The organism is Enterococcus sp. 4G2_DIV0659 (assembly GCF_002140715.2).
In the GTDB taxonomy this organism is placed as follows: domain Bacteria; phylum Bacillota; class Bacilli; order Lactobacillales; family Enterococcaceae; genus Enterococcus_L; species Enterococcus_L mansonii.
Window position 1 is genome coordinate 1,390,210 of record NZ_NGLE02000001.1, and the last position, 15,224, is coordinate 1,405,433.

The 15,224-nt window shown below is 37.4% G+C and carries 10 protein-coding genes and 1 pseudogene; 4 read left to right on the top strand and 7 right to left on the bottom strand.

Features of this window, described 5'->3' with window-relative positions; genetic code table 11:
- Positions 1–1,317, top strand: coding sequence for a serine hydrolase domain-containing protein (locus tag A5880_RS06455; protein ID WP_179190451.1), 1,317 nt, complete (start codon positions 1–3; stop codon positions 1,315–1,317).
- Between the two features lie 163 nt (positions 1,318–1,480).
- Here A5880_RS06455 and A5880_RS06460 read toward each other — a convergent pair whose 3' ends face one another.
- The 6 genes and pseudogenes from A5880_RS06460 to A5880_RS06485 form a co-directional block, all read right to left on the bottom strand.
- A complete protein-coding gene (locus A5880_RS06460) occupies positions 1,481–3,946 on the bottom strand; it encodes a heavy metal translocating P-type ATPase (RefSeq protein WP_086331031.1) in 2,466 nt (821 codons plus the stop codon).
- Positions 3,947–4,232: 286 nt separating this feature from the next.
- On the bottom strand, positions 4,233–5,024 hold the full coding sequence (locus A5880_RS06465) for a ParB N-terminal domain-containing protein (RefSeq protein WP_086331030.1): 792 nt from the start codon (positions 5,022–5,024) through the stop codon (positions 4,233–4,235).
- Positions 5,017–5,838, bottom strand: coding sequence for a ParB N-terminal domain-containing protein (locus A5880_RS06470; RefSeq protein ID WP_086331029.1), 822 nt, complete (start codon positions 5,836–5,838; stop codon positions 5,017–5,019). Before A5880_RS06470 ends, A5880_RS06465 begins: the two co-directional genes overlap by 8 nt.
- A 268-nt stretch (positions 5,839–6,106) precedes the next feature.
- Positions 6,107–7,119, bottom strand: a pseudogene (locus A5880_RS06475) (LacI family DNA-binding transcriptional regulator).
- Positions 7,120–7,265: 146 nt separating this feature from the next.
- The gene (gene pgmB, locus A5880_RS06480; RefSeq protein WP_086331027.1) at positions 7,266–7,940 is read right to left on the bottom strand and encodes a beta-phosphoglucomutase; all 675 of its coding nucleotides are present in this window, start codon (positions 7,938–7,940) and stop codon (positions 7,266–7,268) included.
- Entirely contained in the window at positions 7,933–10,272 is a 2,340-nt protein-coding gene (locus A5880_RS06485; RefSeq protein ID WP_306298354.1) for a glycoside hydrolase family 65 protein, read from the bottom strand. The genes pgmB and A5880_RS06485 overlap by 8 nt, the downstream gene beginning before the upstream one ends.
- Positions 10,273–10,456: 184 nt before the next feature.
- Between A5880_RS06485 and A5880_RS06490 the strand changes: the two genes are divergently transcribed.
- The 3 genes from A5880_RS06490 to A5880_RS06500 all read left to right on the top strand — a co-directional run bounded on the left by A5880_RS06490 (position 10,457) and on the right by A5880_RS06500 (position 14,298).
- Positions 10,457–12,634, top strand: coding sequence for a PTS transporter subunit IIBC (locus A5880_RS06490; RefSeq protein ID WP_086331025.1), 2,178 nt, complete (start codon positions 10,457–10,459; stop codon positions 12,632–12,634).
- Positions 12,635–12,722: 88 nt separating this feature from the next.
- Positions 12,723–13,544: an endonuclease/exonuclease/phosphatase family protein gene (locus A5880_RS06495; RefSeq protein WP_086331024.1), complete on the top strand. Its 822-nt coding sequence runs from the start codon at positions 12,723–12,725 to the stop codon at positions 13,542–13,544.
- A gap of 118 nt (positions 13,545–13,662) precedes the next feature.
- Positions 13,663–14,298: an NAD(P)-dependent oxidoreductase gene (locus tag A5880_RS06500; protein WP_086331023.1), complete on the top strand. Its 636-nt coding sequence runs from the start codon at positions 13,663–13,665 to the stop codon at positions 14,296–14,298.
- 80 nt (positions 14,299–14,378) lie between these two features.
- Here the strand turns inward: A5880_RS06500 and A5880_RS06505 are convergent, their stop codons facing one another.
- Positions 14,379–15,218 (bottom strand): sugar ABC transporter permease, encoded by an 840-nt coding sequence (locus A5880_RS06505; RefSeq protein ID WP_086331022.1) that lies wholly within the window; start codon positions 15,216–15,218, stop codon positions 14,379–14,381.
- Positions 15,219–15,224 lie beyond the last annotated feature (6 nt).

Genomic DNA, 15,224 nt, shown 5'->3' on the forward strand with positions numbered 1-15,224 from the left:
ATGAATTTTAAACAGAAAATACACGCATATTTATCAGATTATCAACAACAGGGATACTTAAACGGTAGTCTTTTGATTGCTGATCGTACAGGAATTATTTTAGAAAAAAGTTATGGTTCTTCTTGTTTTGAATTTAATCTCAAGAATACAAATAACACCAAGTATCAAATCGGCTCACTGACGAAAGCTTTTACTTCAATGGCTATTTTGATTTTGCACCATAACGGTAAACTGAGTATAAATGACACGATAGATACTTATTTTCCTGAATATCCAAATGGAGCTAACATAACAATTTATCAATGTATGACGTGCACTTCAGGTATTCCAGATTTTACTGCACTAGAAAATTTTTGGGAAGTTACAATGCGACTTAGTTGGACTTTAGACGATATGATTGAGTTGTTTAAATATCTACCACTTGATTTTAAACCAGGAACTCAGTTCGCTTATTCTAGTTCTGGCTATTTGTTACTGACAAAGATTATTGAGCTTGTTTCAGGTCAATCGTATGCCGCTTTTTTAAAAGAACACATTTTTGAACCACTTAAAATGACGAATACTGGTTGCGCCAATGAAGCTGATATCATTGAAAATTTAGCGTTTAGCTATAGCTACTGGGAAAAAGAAATTCAAACGCCTCAAACAAATTTATCCTTTCCGTTAGGCGCATACGGACTTTATTCAACGATTCATGATTTGTATCGTTGGGATCAAGGAATTAGACACCATTTATTGATCCCGGAACAGTTAACACAGTTGATGTCCACACCTTCTCAAAGTAGCTACGCCTGTGGCTGGGATATTACTACAATTAATGGACAGACATGCCGACAACATTTTGGAAATATTAGTGGCTATGTCAGCGCCATCAAGCAGTTTGAAACAGATGAATTAACAATCCTCTTCTTAAGTAATCTTGATGTGATACCTGTTACTACTATTACAAAAAATATCGCTGAACTATGGTTTGGCGAAGAAGTACCCACCTCTTTTCCTATGATTAGTCAAGTAGAAAAACAGCCCCTTCCCTCACTCAGTGAATTTGTCGGAACATTTTTATTAGATAATCTCTCAACAGTGGACATCGTCAGACAACAGGACGAATTATTTTTCATTGTCCCGAAACTATATGGGGTACTTTATAAATTCAAGCTTCGTTTGGTCTGGTTGACCTCTGATACAATCATTTTTAAATCAAAAAAAATCAACGAGACACTCACTTTTTCTAATAGAGAGTCTGGCGACTTTCAGAAGATAACTTATACAGACTACGATGGACGAACACAACCTCTAAAAAAAATAAAAAATGATTGAGACACAGCTCTACAAGCCATGTCCCAATCATTTAGAAATCGAATGGACGGGTCTAGAAGATAACCTAACAGCTATATCTAGTACCCGTCAAATTAACGGTGTAATGAAAAGCTGCTTCTTGGAAAACAAGAGCTAGGTCCGTTCTTCCTTTTTACTTTTCAGTCTATTTCTTCAAAGCTGACGGTTTAAATCCTTTTAGCCTCAACGCATTCAATAATACAGAAACAGAACTAAAACTCATTGCAGCTCCTGCAATCATTGGATTTAATAATGGTCCACCGAACAAATACAAAACACCCATTGCGACAGGAATTCCCAAGGTATTATACGCAAATGCCCAGAATAGATTTTCTTTGATATTTTTGATTGTTGCTTTGCTTAGTTCAACAGCAGTTGGAACATCCATCAAATCGCTTCGCATCAATACAATATCCGCTGACTCCATTGCCACATCTGTCCCAGAGCCTATAGCAATTCCAATATCTGCTTGTGCTAATGCTGGTGCATCGTTGATTCCATCACCAACCATGGCGACTTTCTTGCCTTCTTTTTGTAATTTCATTACTTCATTGGCTTTATCTTCTGGTAATACTTCACTTAGCACACGATCGATCCCAACTTGTTTTGCGATTGCTTGTGCCGTTCGTTTGTTGTCTCCTGTAATCATCGCTACTTCAATCCCCATTTGATGCAATTTTTTGATTGCAGGGATACTGTTTGGCTTGATCGTATCCGCTACTGCGATAATTCCAGCGATACGGTCATCTTTGGCGATGTACATTGGGGTTTTTCCTTGTTCTGCCAATTGATCGGATTTATTGCCTAGATCTTCTAGAGCGATTCCACGATCATCCATCAATTTTTTATTGCCTAATAATAAACGACTGCTTTCGATCGTCACTTCAATTCCGTGACCTGGAATAGCCGTAAATGCCTCTGTAGCTGAGATTGTCAGCCCTTTTTCTTCTGCTCCATTGACAATAGCTTCACCTAAGGGATGTTCTGAACCTTTTTCAGCAGAAGCCGCTAAACGTAATAACTCATTTTCTGTCATTCCATTCGCTGTAACAATATCTGTAACTTTAGGTTTGCCTTCTGTGATTGTTCCTGTTTTATCAAACACAATCGTTTGGATTTTATGAGTCGTTTCAAGTGCATCTCCACTTTTGATTAAGACACCATTTTCTGCGCCTTTTCCAGTTCCCACCATAATTGCCGTCGGTGTTGCTAAACCTAGCGCACATGGACAAGCAATCACTAATACTGAAATAGTGATCGTCAACGCAAATACCCACGATTCTTGTCCCAAGAAATACCATGCCAAACCAGCTAAAACAGCTAAAACCATGACGATCGGTACAAACACACCAGAAATTTTATCCGCCATTTTAGCAATGGGGGCTTTTGAGCCTTGGGCATCTTCCACTAATTTAATGATTTGAGACAAGGCTGTATCTTTCCCTACTTTCGTTGCCTTAAAACGGAAACTACCGTTTTTGTTGATACTTGCTCCGATAACATTGTCTCCAATTTTTTTCTCAACAGGCATGCTTTCACCTGTCAACATTGATTCATCAATTGCTGAAGAGCCTTCGATGACTACACCATCCACTGGAATTTTTTCTCCTGGTCGTACAACAATAATATCTTCTAATTGAACACTGTCCACTGGGATTTCCATTTCTTGACCCTTACGGAAAACACGGGCATTTTTTGGTGCTAAGCCCATTAATTTTTTGATTGCTTCTGAGGTTTTCCCTTTTGACACAGCTTCAAAATATTTCCCTAATGTGATCAAGGTTAAAATCACACCTGCTGATTCATAATACAGTGCTGTTGTAAATTGCGGATCACCAATAAAAATCATAACTGTTCCATACAAGCTATAAACAACAGCCGCACTTGTTCCTAAAGCCACCAAAGAATCCATATTAGGATGACCTTTAAATAAGGCTTTAAATCCGACTGTAAAAAAGCTTTTACCCAAATACAATACTGGAATCGTTAAAATCAATTGAAGCGTTGCAAATGTTTCCGGATGCATCATGGGGTCTAAAAATGCTGGTAAAGGTAATCCCACCATATGTCCCATAGCTACATATAATAAAGGAACCGTAAAGACAGCCGAGAGCCAAAAGCGTTGCCACATTTCTTTGATATGTTTTTGTTTCTTCTCACGATCTTTATCTACAGTATTCACCGTATCGATTTGTTCAACCGCCTCATACCCCGCATCAGACACGGCTTTAGTAATGTCTGATACATTCACCGTTGAAGGATCAAAATCAACTACCATTTTTTCTGTAGCTAAGTTCACGGAAGCTTTTGACACACCATTTAGCTTATTTGTTGCTTTTTCCACTGTTTGAGCACATGAAGCACAGGTCATTCCTTCTATATCAAAGGTTCTTCGTTGGTCATTATTCAATGCTTCATAACCAGCATCTGCTACGGCTTTTTGAATATCACTTTCTGATAGTTGACTTTCATCATATTCAACGCTTAGTTTTTCTGTTGCCAGATTAACTGTTGCTTTTGACACACCGTTAAGCTTGGCTGTTGCTTTTTCTACTGTTTGGGCACACGAAGCACAGGTCATCCCTTCTATATCAAATGTTTTTGCTTCCACTTTCTCCATCTCCTTTGTTTGATTGGTTCGCTTTTTTATTACAGTTCCAAACAACGACTATAATTGTAGTCGGATCATTTCTCCTTTATATTAAAACAGCATAAGCGATTTGTCAACTTAAAGATTCGGCTGTTATTTTGCACCCTAAAACTTTAAACGGAGCAAAATAACAGCCATTTTGCTCCGTTTCTACTCGATAAAGCCCGATCGGATAAACCATCAATATTAACTCTTTTTATCAGTTTATGATACCTATCGTTCTTTAACTTTATCATTTATCCTCACTTCAACAAATCAAATTTTTTCTTCGTTCATCTGTAATCATGATTGTCCGGTTGTTTTTCATTTTATATTCAATATATTTTTGAGAACCTTCTTTTAATTTAAAATTATATGCCTTAACAAATCTTTTTAAAAGCTGTTCACCATTTCTAATTCCTATTATTTTTGTCTTTATATCTTGCTCATTCACTTTCTCAATAAATGAGTCTAAATCAAATTTTTTTATGGTAAACATATTAAAAAATGCAATAAATGTTCCTGATACTGGCTTTATATCCGTTTTATATATAAAATTATCAAACTCACTTAAAACTGTTTCAAATTCTATTCTATTAACAAAATCAAAATTGCCTTCTTTTACTACATCAATATCTTTAGTACTTTTACTAAGGTTTCCACGTGCAGCTGAAATAAGATCCCCCACAGAAACCTTCTTAAATCGGTGTATTAGCTCGTTCAATTGAATATAAGAAAGCCTTCCGTCTTCAACATACTTATTAATAAAATCCTGAACATTCCAATTATGTGCAGTGTTATTCAACTCTATAATGTCATCCATATTTTTAGAAATAGTGACATAATACGGCACTGGAATTCCATATTTCTTAGCAATATTAAAGCGATGTTGTCCATCTAAAATTTCAAGTAAACTGTTAACTGCTAAAGGAGTTAATATTCCTTTTTCCAAAATAGAATTTTCCAATTTTCTATTTACGCGTATTTTCCTATTTCCCTTTATTAATTTAAATTGATCGTATTCGCTTGTTATATATATATCACTAACTATTTTATCCATTACTCAAATCCTCCTTCCAATTCATCTGAAGTAGCAAGAAATCACGTTCTTCCAATATAATTGGGTTTTCTTTTTTAGATAAAGTATACTTAATAGCACTACCTTTGTTGGATTTACCTCGTAAACGATAATTATGGGCTTTCAAAAATAATTCAACGACTACGTCTAGACTCATAATCCCATTCACCGACTCTTGTTTCCCTTTTAGATTTTTTATCAAGCGTTCTCTATCAAATTTTTTTACTGTATAAAGGTTAAAATATCCTAAAAAAATATACAAACTGCTTTTCAAACTCGTCTCTTTAATAAATTCCGAATAACTCTCTAGTAATAAACAAAAGTGTGGATAATTATAAAACCTAAATTTCCCTTCACGAATATTTTGACCAGATTGTAACCCTAAATTTAACTCTCCCTGAGCAGCAGCTATTAATGCAGATCTTGGTATGTTTTTATACTGCTTTGATAAATTCTGGAGTTTTTCATATTCTGAATTTCCATCTACAACATATTTGTTTATATAATCATCAATATTCCAAGCTTTTTTTGTGTTGTTCAAATCAATAACTTCACTAATACCAACACCTTCACTGATACGATAAAATAGCTTCTTACCATGTTTTTTTGCAATTTCGTACCTACTTTGTCCATCTAAAATTTCAAAATTTTCATTAACTACAATTGGAATTAGCATCCCTTTTTTCAAAATTGATTTCTCGAGACTAGGATTCCTTTTTACTTTTCGATTCCCTTTTAAATATTTAAACTTGTCATACTCTTCCGTTTCATAAATTTTTCCAATATTTTCTCCCATTGTTATCCCCTCCTACTTATTTGTTCACGCTTTCAAACATTAGAAATCAAACTTGCTTGTTCATTGTCTCTATCCATCAATTTCGCCATCTTCGATTATTGTATACTATTTCAGTCACATATTAGTTTACAATTAACCAACATATGTTCTTAAATTAATAGTTCAATTGAAATAAAATTGTTACCAACGTAAAAAAACAAAAAAAGTTACCTTATCTAATATAAATAAGGTAACTTTATACATTAAATTTGATAACTAAAAATCATTTTCACTGTTCTAACTTAAGAACCGTCTCACGTTTAATTAATTGGTGAGGAATCACCATACGAACGCCTGTCGCTTCTTTTTCTTGCAGTGATTCAATCAGTTTTTGCATCCCCATTTTCCCTAACTCGGCAATATCGATATCAATACTCGTTAGATATGGATGTACCAATGTTGCATAAATGGAGTTATTAAAGCTGATTACGGAGAAATCATCTGGCACTCGATAGCCATACATTTGTGCTAGTTGGATCATCCGCATCGCAAAAATATCATCAATTACCACTGCGGCTGTCGCTTGTGTGTCTTTCAACAATTGTTCAAAGGCAACATAATCTTCCGGTTGCTCCATATCAACAGAAGGCAACACAGGTAAATTCGCCAGCATCATCGCTTTTTGATAGCCGAAATAACGCTCATAATAAACATTTTCATGTGTTGTATTGGTAATAAATAAAATTTTCTTGTGCCCATTTTCAATCAGAAAATCGGTCGCATGTTTCCCTAATAATTGATTATCATTATCTACGTAAACAATTTTATCTTCATTGGTATACGGCTGCCCAACTAAGGAAAAGGGGACTTGATTTTTAACTAGATAGTCAATAACTGGATCTTCCTTATCTGAATACAGCAAGACAAAGCCATCTACTTGCTTTTGACGATGCATTAATTCCACGTTTTCAAGTAAGGTATCAAAAGACTGCGCTGTAGCAATGGCCGTTGTCATCCCATGATTACGTGCTTCATCGTTAATGGATTCGATGATTTCTAAATAAAATGGATTCCCCATTCGCTCACGAGAATCCAACGGTGGCAAAATTACACCCACTGCGCCAGAAGAGCGTTTGCCAAGATTTCTGGCTGCAATATTCGGCACATAGCCCATTTCTTCCATGACTTTATAAACTTTTTCTTTGTAGCATCTGAAATACTTGAGTGATCATTAATCACTCTGGAAACAGTAGACGTAGCGACTCCAGCCTTCTTAGCAACATCTTTCACAGTAACCGTCATCTCTTCCACTCCTTTCACGGTTAATCATATTTTCAATCATAAACCATTCTATCGTAGAAAATAATACCACACATTGATGGTACGTTGCTATCGTCAATTTAGATTGTCCTTTTTAAGTTAAAAAATAGGTGGAGATAGGTACTCATTTACGCTTGTTTTTTCGCTGCTTCCCATACAGAAATCAGAAATTCTACTGTTAAAGCCTCTGTAGAAGCAACTAATGCAATCTCTGTTCCAAGGTCTTCTGAACGTCCAACTCCGACTGGTACAGCACCACTAGCTATGATTGCTTGGATCCCCGCTTTTGCATCTTCAACTCCCATACATTCCGGCGCTGTTAGTCCAACTTGGCTAGCTGCTAATTGGAAAATTTCAGGATCTGGTTTGCCTTTTGCAACTTCTGCGGGATCAGCGATGCCGTCAAAATAAGCCATCAATGCCATTTTTTTTAATAAGAACGGACCATTTTTACTCGCAGAAGCTAATGAGATTTTGATTCCTTGTTTCTTTAAGCTTTTCAACAACTCTAAAATTCCTGGATATACATCTTTTGGACTTACTTGCTGGATCATTTCTACATAGTATTCGTTTTTCCGTTGAGCTAATTCAGCAAATTGTTCTGGTGTAAAATCATCCGTTCGCCCGCCGTGAGCCAACAATAATTTCAGTGAATCTTCCCGACTGACCCCTTTTAATTCTTCATTAAAAGCACGATCGATCGTAATACCAATTTCTTTGCCTAAACGCTGCCATGCTTGATAATGATACTCCGCAGTATCCGTTAACACACCGTCTAAATCAAATAACACACCTTTAAACATTTTCATTCACCTTTTCCATTTTAACGACTAACTCATCAGCTAATGTCAGTTTATTTCCGTATAACGTCAGTGGCAATTCCGCCCCTGAAACAAGTTCCAAGCGTACATTGGCTTGATCTACAGTGATGTACAACAGGCGTCCACGATAATTGACATGGAACGCATAACTCGTCCAAGCACTTGGTAAAAATGGTGCAAAACTTAACGTTTCGTCAGCCGTCTTCATTTGAGCAAAACCTTGTACAATCGCTAGCCAACTACCTGTCATCGACGTAATGTGCAGCCCATCTTCTGTATCGTTATTATAGTTATCCAAATCTAATCGCGCGGTTCGTTGATACATTTCTACGGCTTTTTCTTCCATCCCTAGTTCAGCCGCCAAAACAGCATGAATACTTGGTGATAAAGAAGATTCATGGACGGTCATCGGCTCATAGAATAAAAAGTTTCTTTCTTTTTCCTCTCTTGAATAACGTTCACCAAAGAAATAAATCCCTTGTAAAACATCTGCTTGCTTAATAAAACAAGACCGTAAAATCTTATCCCAAGACCATTTTTGATTTAAAGGCAAATCAGCTGCTGAAAGTTCTGACCTTGGCATTAAGTCTTTATCTAAAAAAGTGTCATGTTGAACAAAAACACCGAGTTCTTCATCAAATGGATAGTACATATTTTCAATAATCTCTTGCCAGTGTGTTTGTTCTTCTTCTGTTATGGATACTGTTGTTTCCGTTTGGTATTTATGGTAATTCTCTAAGGTGTATTGCAATACCCATGTGGCAATCGTATTTGTATACCAGTTATTATTGATGTTATTCTCATATTCATTCGGCCCTGTCACACCATGAATCATATACTTTTGCGCTCGACTAGAAAAATGAACGCGATCTGCCCAAAAACGAGCAATCTCTGTTAATACCTGCAGTCCTTCATTTTTTAAATACTCTTGGTCACCCGTATAATTCACATAATTGTAAATGGCATAGGCAATCGCACCATTTCGATGGATTTCTTCAAAAGTAATTTCCCATTCGTTGTGGCACTCGACACCTGTAAATGTCACCATCGGATACAAAGCCCCTGCTAAGCCTTGTTGGCGGGCATTATGTTTGGCTTGTTCTAACTGATTATAACGATATTTCAAAAGGTTTTTCGTGACTTCTGGTTTAGCTAAAGCCAAATATAGAGGCACCGCATACGCTTCTGTATCCCAGTAAGTAGCACCACCATATTTCTCCCCAGTAAAGCCTTTTGGTCCGATGTTCAAGCGTTCATCTTCTCCATAATAGGTGGTAAATAATTGGAATAAGTTAAAACGAATCCCTTGTTGTGCTGCGTCATCCCCTTCGATTACCACATCCGCAAGCGCCCAACGTTTAGCCCATGCTTCGTTTTGTTCTGAAACTAATTCGTCAAATGTTTTCGTATTTTCTTTTAGTAATTGTACAGCTTTCACTTGTTGTGCTGACTCTGGAACATCACGACTGGTCAAAACAATCACTTGTTTTTCTAGGCTAACTGTTTCTCCAACAGTCAAAGAAGCGTGAAAAGCGTGTTGAACTTTTAACGGCTCTATTTCTGTCTTGTCGATTGTTGCACCAGTGACATGTTTCATTGCTGCAGTGACGCTGAATTGTTCAATGCCAAAGGGGTTAGGAATGGTACGTGTAGTTAAAAAACCAATACTTTCTTCAAACCCTGATTGACGAGACTCCCAAAACATTTCATCATAATTACTATCTTCATTGCGAACATCGCCATCTATTTTAGAAAAAATCTGGATATCTGCCGTTCCAGCAAGCACTTCTACGGTTACACGAATAACAGCTAATTCTTGTTGAACAATACTTAAAAAGCGTTCAAAGCGAAACTTAACACATGCTTCGGTCGTTTCTAGAATAAAAGTTCTAGTCAGTACCCCATTACGCATATCTAATTCTAAATAAAAATCTTTTGGTTCTTCCGTTCCTAGATCAACAGCTTTTCCATTAACAAAAATATCCATAGCAATAAAATTCAATGCATTGATTACTTTCCCAAAATACTCAGGATACCCATTTTTCCACCAACCGACTCTGGTTTTATCTGGATACCAAACCCCTGCTAAGTAAGTTCCTTGGTGGTGATCTCCTGTATATTGTTCTTCAAAATTCCCTCTCATCCCCATATAACCATTACCTATTGATGTTAATGATTCTTGAAGTCTACGCTCTTTCCGTTCTAATTGATGCGTGGAAATTTTCCACGGATCGATATCAAATAAGTGCTTCATTTTCTCTCCTCCTGTAAGTGGTTCGCTTCTTAACTCCATAATAAACGCAACCGATTGCATTGTCAAATATTTATTTTATTCTACTAACGTATTATTCGACTTTCCTTTCTATATGATGATATGATTATTATCATACCAGAAAGAGGTTATCGATTTTAATTAAGGGTTTACAAAAATAATTTTCTGCTTTATACTAAAAACAACGAAAACGATTGCGCAAATTATTGCAGAGGAGAGAAAAAGAATGAAAAAATTATTGAGTTTCGAGTTTTGGCAAAAATTTGGTAAAGCATTAATGGTTGTAATCGCCGTAATGCCTGCTGCAGGTTTAATGATCAGTATCGGGAAAACAATCCCTTTGATCAATCCCGACATGGCTGCATTAACTACAACCGGCGGCGTTATCGAGAATATCGGTTGGGGCGTTATCGGCAACTTACACCTTTTATTTGCATTAGCGATCGGTGGAAGTTGGGCAAAAGAACGCGCAGGTGGTGCATTTGCTGCTGGTCTTTCTTTTATCTTAATCAATCGAATCACAGGGTCGATTTTTGGCGTAACCAGTGCGATGTTAGCGGATGATAAAGCGTTTACTCACACCTTATTCGGCACTAAAATCATGGTCAAAGGATTTTTCACTAGCGTTTTAGAAGCTCCGGCTTTGAATATGGGGGTTTTTGTTGGGATCATTGCCGGTTTTGTTGGTGCGATGGCCTATAACAAATATTATAACTATCGAAAATTGCCTGACGCTTTATCCTTTTTCAACGGCAAACGTTTTGTTCCATTCGTTGTCATTTTATGGTCTACGATCGTTTCCCTTCTTTTAGCAATTATCTGGCCGTATATTCAAGCTGGAATCAATAACTTTGGATTATGGATTGCCCAATCCCAAGATACAGCACCCATTTTAGCTCCTTTTTTATACGGAACATTAGAGCGTCTATTGCTACCATTTGGACTGCACCACATGTTGACGATTCCAATCAATTATACTCAGCTAGGCGGCACTTACGAGATTTTATCTGGCGCACAAGCAGGTACTCAAGTATTCGGGCAAGATCCACTATGGTTAGCTTGGGCAACGGATTTAGTTAACTTAAAAGGTGCAGGAGATACTTCTCAATACAATTTTGTACTAAGCAATTGGACACCTGCACGATTTAAAGTCGGCCAAATGATTGGTGCTTCTGGTATTTTAATGGGCATGACTGTAGCAATGTACCGCAATGTAGATGCAGATAAACGAGCAAATTACAAATCAATGTATCTTTCAGCAGCATTAGCCGTCTTTTTAACAGGTGTTACTGAGCCATTAGAGTTCATGTTTATGTTCGCAGCCGTTCCACTTTATGTGGTTTACGCTGTTATCCAAGGTGCTGCTTTTGCGATGGCCGATATTGTCAATTTACGTGTTCATTCTTTCGGTAACATCGAACTGCTAACCCGTACACCTCTCGCGCTAAAAGCTGGATTAGGCATGGATTTACTAAACTTTGTTCTTTGCGTCATTGGATTTGGTGTAGTTACTTATTTCATCGCTAATTTCATGATCAAAAAGTTCAATTTCGCTACACCTGGAAGAAACGGAAACTACGACAATAATGACGTTCAAGCAGAGAACGCAACATCTAACGTTCAATCTGCAAACGGAATCGATCCGCAAATCATCGAAATCGTTCATTTACTAGGTGGAAAAGAAAACATCACTGATGTAGATGCTTGTATGACGCGTTTACGTGTAAGTGTTGCTGACAAGCAAAAAGTAGGAACAGAAGAAGCTTGGAAAAAAGCAGGCGCTATGGGATTAATCGTAAAAGATAATGGTGTCCAAGCGGTTTACGGACCTAAAGCGGATGTTTTAAAATCAGATATCCAAGATTTATTAGATTCAGGTGTCACGATCCCTACACCTGAACTCACAGAGACTGTAGACACATCAGCTAATCCAGTTGATTATCTGGGCGTCACTAAAACCATTGTATCTGTCGCTGAAGGCGAAGTAATTGCTATCGAGCAAGTGGATGACCCTGTTTTTTCTAAAAAAATGATGGGTGATGGATTCGCTGTTATTCCTGTAAACGAAACAATTTATGCACCAATTGATGGAACAATCAGCAGTATTTTCCCATCAAAACATGCATTAGGTATCCAAACAGAGGAAGGTCTAGAGGTGTTGATTCATATGGGGCTTGATACAGTCGAAATGAAAGATTCCGCCTTCACGATTCATGTAACCGAAGGACAAAAAATAACTGCTGGCGAAAAAATTGCAACCGCAGACTTAGATAAGATCAAAGACGCTGGTAAGCAAACAACAATGATCGTTGTTTTTACAAACGGAGAAAAGATCAAACATTTCCAATTAGAAAAAACAGGCACACAAGTACCTGGCACCTCTATCGGACATGTCACACTTTAAATTAGCACAACAATAAACAAAAACAGGGTTAGTGTAAAACTCAATGAGTTTTATCCTGACCCTGTTCTTACCACTAGGAGGAGAAAACATGAAGGTACTCACATTAAACACGCACAGTTGGCTAGAAGATCATCCATTAGATAAATTAAAGCAACTAGCTGAACAAATCATCAAAGAAGATTACGCAGTGATCGCCTTACAAGAAGTTAACCAGCGAATCGATAGCCTGCCGGTTGGGGCTATCGAAAATTTCCATCCGACAGATAACCAATTGCCGATTCACGAAGATAACTTTGCTTACTTGTTGGTTCAGTACCTAAAAGAACACGATTGTCACTATCATTGGAGTTGGGCATACAATCATATTGGTTACTCCATCTACCACGAAGGCGTTGCATTGCTATCAAAACAACCGATCCAACCAGAAGCCGTTGTCATTTCCAGCAAAAATGATCCAACTGATTACCGCACAAGGGTCTTATTGATCGGTCAAACAAAACTAGGCGAAAAAAATATCACCGCTTTAAGTTGTCACTATTCTTGGTGGACAGAAACAGACGGATTCGCCTACGAATGGGCACAAACCGAAAAAGCCTTGCAAAACCATACACGCCCCTTTCTGATTATGGGCGATTTTAACAATCCAGCTTCAGCAAAGCAACCAGGTTACCAACTCGTGTTAAACAGTTCCTTAAAACTACAAGACAGTTTTACCTCAGCAACAACAAGGATTGGGGAACACACCGTTGAAAAAGCAATTGACGGCTGGGGCGATAACCAAGAGCACTTAAGAATCGATTATATTTTCGCTTCACAGGAATTTGAGATCAAAAACTATCAAATTGTTTTTGACGGAAAAAATACGCCTATAATCAGCGACCATTTTGGCGTAGAAGTAACGATACACTAGTTAAAGAAACAGCATACGAAAGAGTTCACTCTCTTTTTCGCATGCTGTTTCTTTGTTTCATTCTGAAAAACAATGCTAAACTAATGACAAGATTCTATTTACGAAAGCGGGGATAAAAATGAATATAACCATTTTCGGCGGCAGCGGCTTTATCGGACAGAAATTAGCCGAAGAATTAGTCGCACGCGGACACGATGTCACTAGCATTTCCCGTAGCGGCTGCCCAAGCGATTTAAATGCCGCATGGACAAAAAAAGTGCACTGGGTCCATTCAGATATTTTAAACGACACGCATTGGCACCAATCCGTCCAAAAGGCTGATTGGATTATCGATGCCATCGGGATTCTTTTTGAACACCCTAAAAAAGGCATCACCTATGATCGATTTATCGTAACGCCTGTTCGAGAAATTTTGTCTTATTTGGATGACATTCCTCAACCTGCTCGACTTTTATTTATCTCAGCTAACCGCGCACCTTTTCCTTTGCGAAACTATATGAAAGCCAAACGCCAAGCTGAACAACTAATCAAAAAGTGCTCCCTTCAACATGTAATCATTTACCCAAGCTTAGTTGTTGATAAACAACGTTATTCTTCTGTTATCGGTGGCAATATGGTCAATGTAATCAATAAAATCCCTGGACTCAGAAAAATCGTCCAAGGATATGATCCTATTCCAAGAGAAGCCCTAGCAAGAGAAATCGCCAATGTCATTGATGGAAAAACATCTCCCTATACTCACAGACGACCATAAACTACCTCACAAACAAAAACCGACCTCACAAAGCTGGACGACTGTCCTAACTATTTCGAGGTCGGTTCACTCTAAAATACTTATCCTTTCACAGAGCCACTAGTAATTCCTTCTACATAGTATTTTTGCATAAAGATAAACAATAATGTAATCGGCACTGCAATCAAGACACATCCTGCTGTAAATGCCATGAAATACTGATCGATTTTATCTTTCGTCTGCATCGTAAATAGACCAATTGCCACGGTATATTTATTTACATTATCTCCTAAAATAATTTTCGCAAAAATAAAATCCATCCATGGAGCCATAAACGCCATCAGCGCTGTATAAACAATAATTGGTTTACTTAGCGGCAATGTAATCTTGGTAAAAATCTCAAATTTACTTGCCCCATCGATCATCGCCGACTCGTCCAACGCCATAGGAATCGTATCAAAAAATCCTTTAGCAATATAAAACCCTAATGCAGCACCTGATGAATAGACTAGAATCAACGCTAGTAAACTTCCAGTCAAATTCATCGCTTTTAAAATATAATAGACAGCAATCATACTCATAAAACCCGGAAACATATTCAACACCAACGCCAATTTCAAAAACGGCTTTCTCGCTCTAAAACGCAAACGACTCAAAGAATACGCCATCGCAATCGTAATCAACGTGGACAAAATACAACTACAAACCGCAACAAATAATGTATTCAAAAACCATTGTACAAAAGGATAAGTAGAGCTGGTCAGCAACATTTTATAATTTTCAAACGTAAATTGTTTAGGAATAAAATACGTCACAAATGCGCCGCCCTCACTTCTAAAACTAGTTAAAACAATCCATACTATAGGAAAGATCCACACAATCGACAAGATAGTCAGCAATGTATAATGAACAATTAATGTATTTCGCTTCTTGGATTTCATTCGACC

What these genes read in the sequence shown, in the direction of transcription:
- A5880_RS06455 (WP_179190451.1), top strand. Translation starts at nt 1, where the DNA reads ATGAATTTTAAACAGAAAATACACGCATATTTATCAGATTATCAACAA.
- A5880_RS06465 (WP_086331030.1), bottom strand. Translation starts at nt 5,024, where the DNA reads ATGGATAAAATAGTTAGTGATATATATATAACAAGCGAATACGATCAA.
- A5880_RS06470 (WP_086331029.1), bottom strand. Translation starts at nt 5,838, where the DNA reads ATGGGAGAAAATATTGGAAAAATTTATGAAACGGAAGAGTATGACAAG.
- pgmB (WP_086331027.1), bottom strand. Translation starts at nt 7,940, where the DNA reads ATGTTTAAAGGTGTGTTATTTGATTTAGACGGTGTGTTAACGGATACT.
- A5880_RS06485 (WP_306298354.1), bottom strand. Translation starts at nt 10,272, where the DNA reads ATGCAATCGGTTGCGTTTATTATGGAGTTAAGAAGCGAACCACTTACA.
- A5880_RS06490 (WP_086331025.1), top strand. Translation starts at nt 10,457, where the DNA reads ATGAAAAAATTATTGAGTTTCGAGTTTTGGCAAAAATTTGGTAAAGCA.
- A5880_RS06495 (WP_086331024.1), top strand. Translation starts at nt 12,723, where the DNA reads ATGAAGGTACTCACATTAAACACGCACAGTTGGCTAGAAGATCATCCA.
- A5880_RS06500 (WP_086331023.1), top strand. Translation starts at nt 13,663, where the DNA reads ATGAATATAACCATTTTCGGCGGCAGCGGCTTTATCGGACAGAAATTA.
- A5880_RS06505 (WP_086331022.1), bottom strand. Translation starts at nt 15,218, where the DNA reads ATGAAATCCAAGAAGCGAAATACATTAATTGTTCATTATACATTGCTG.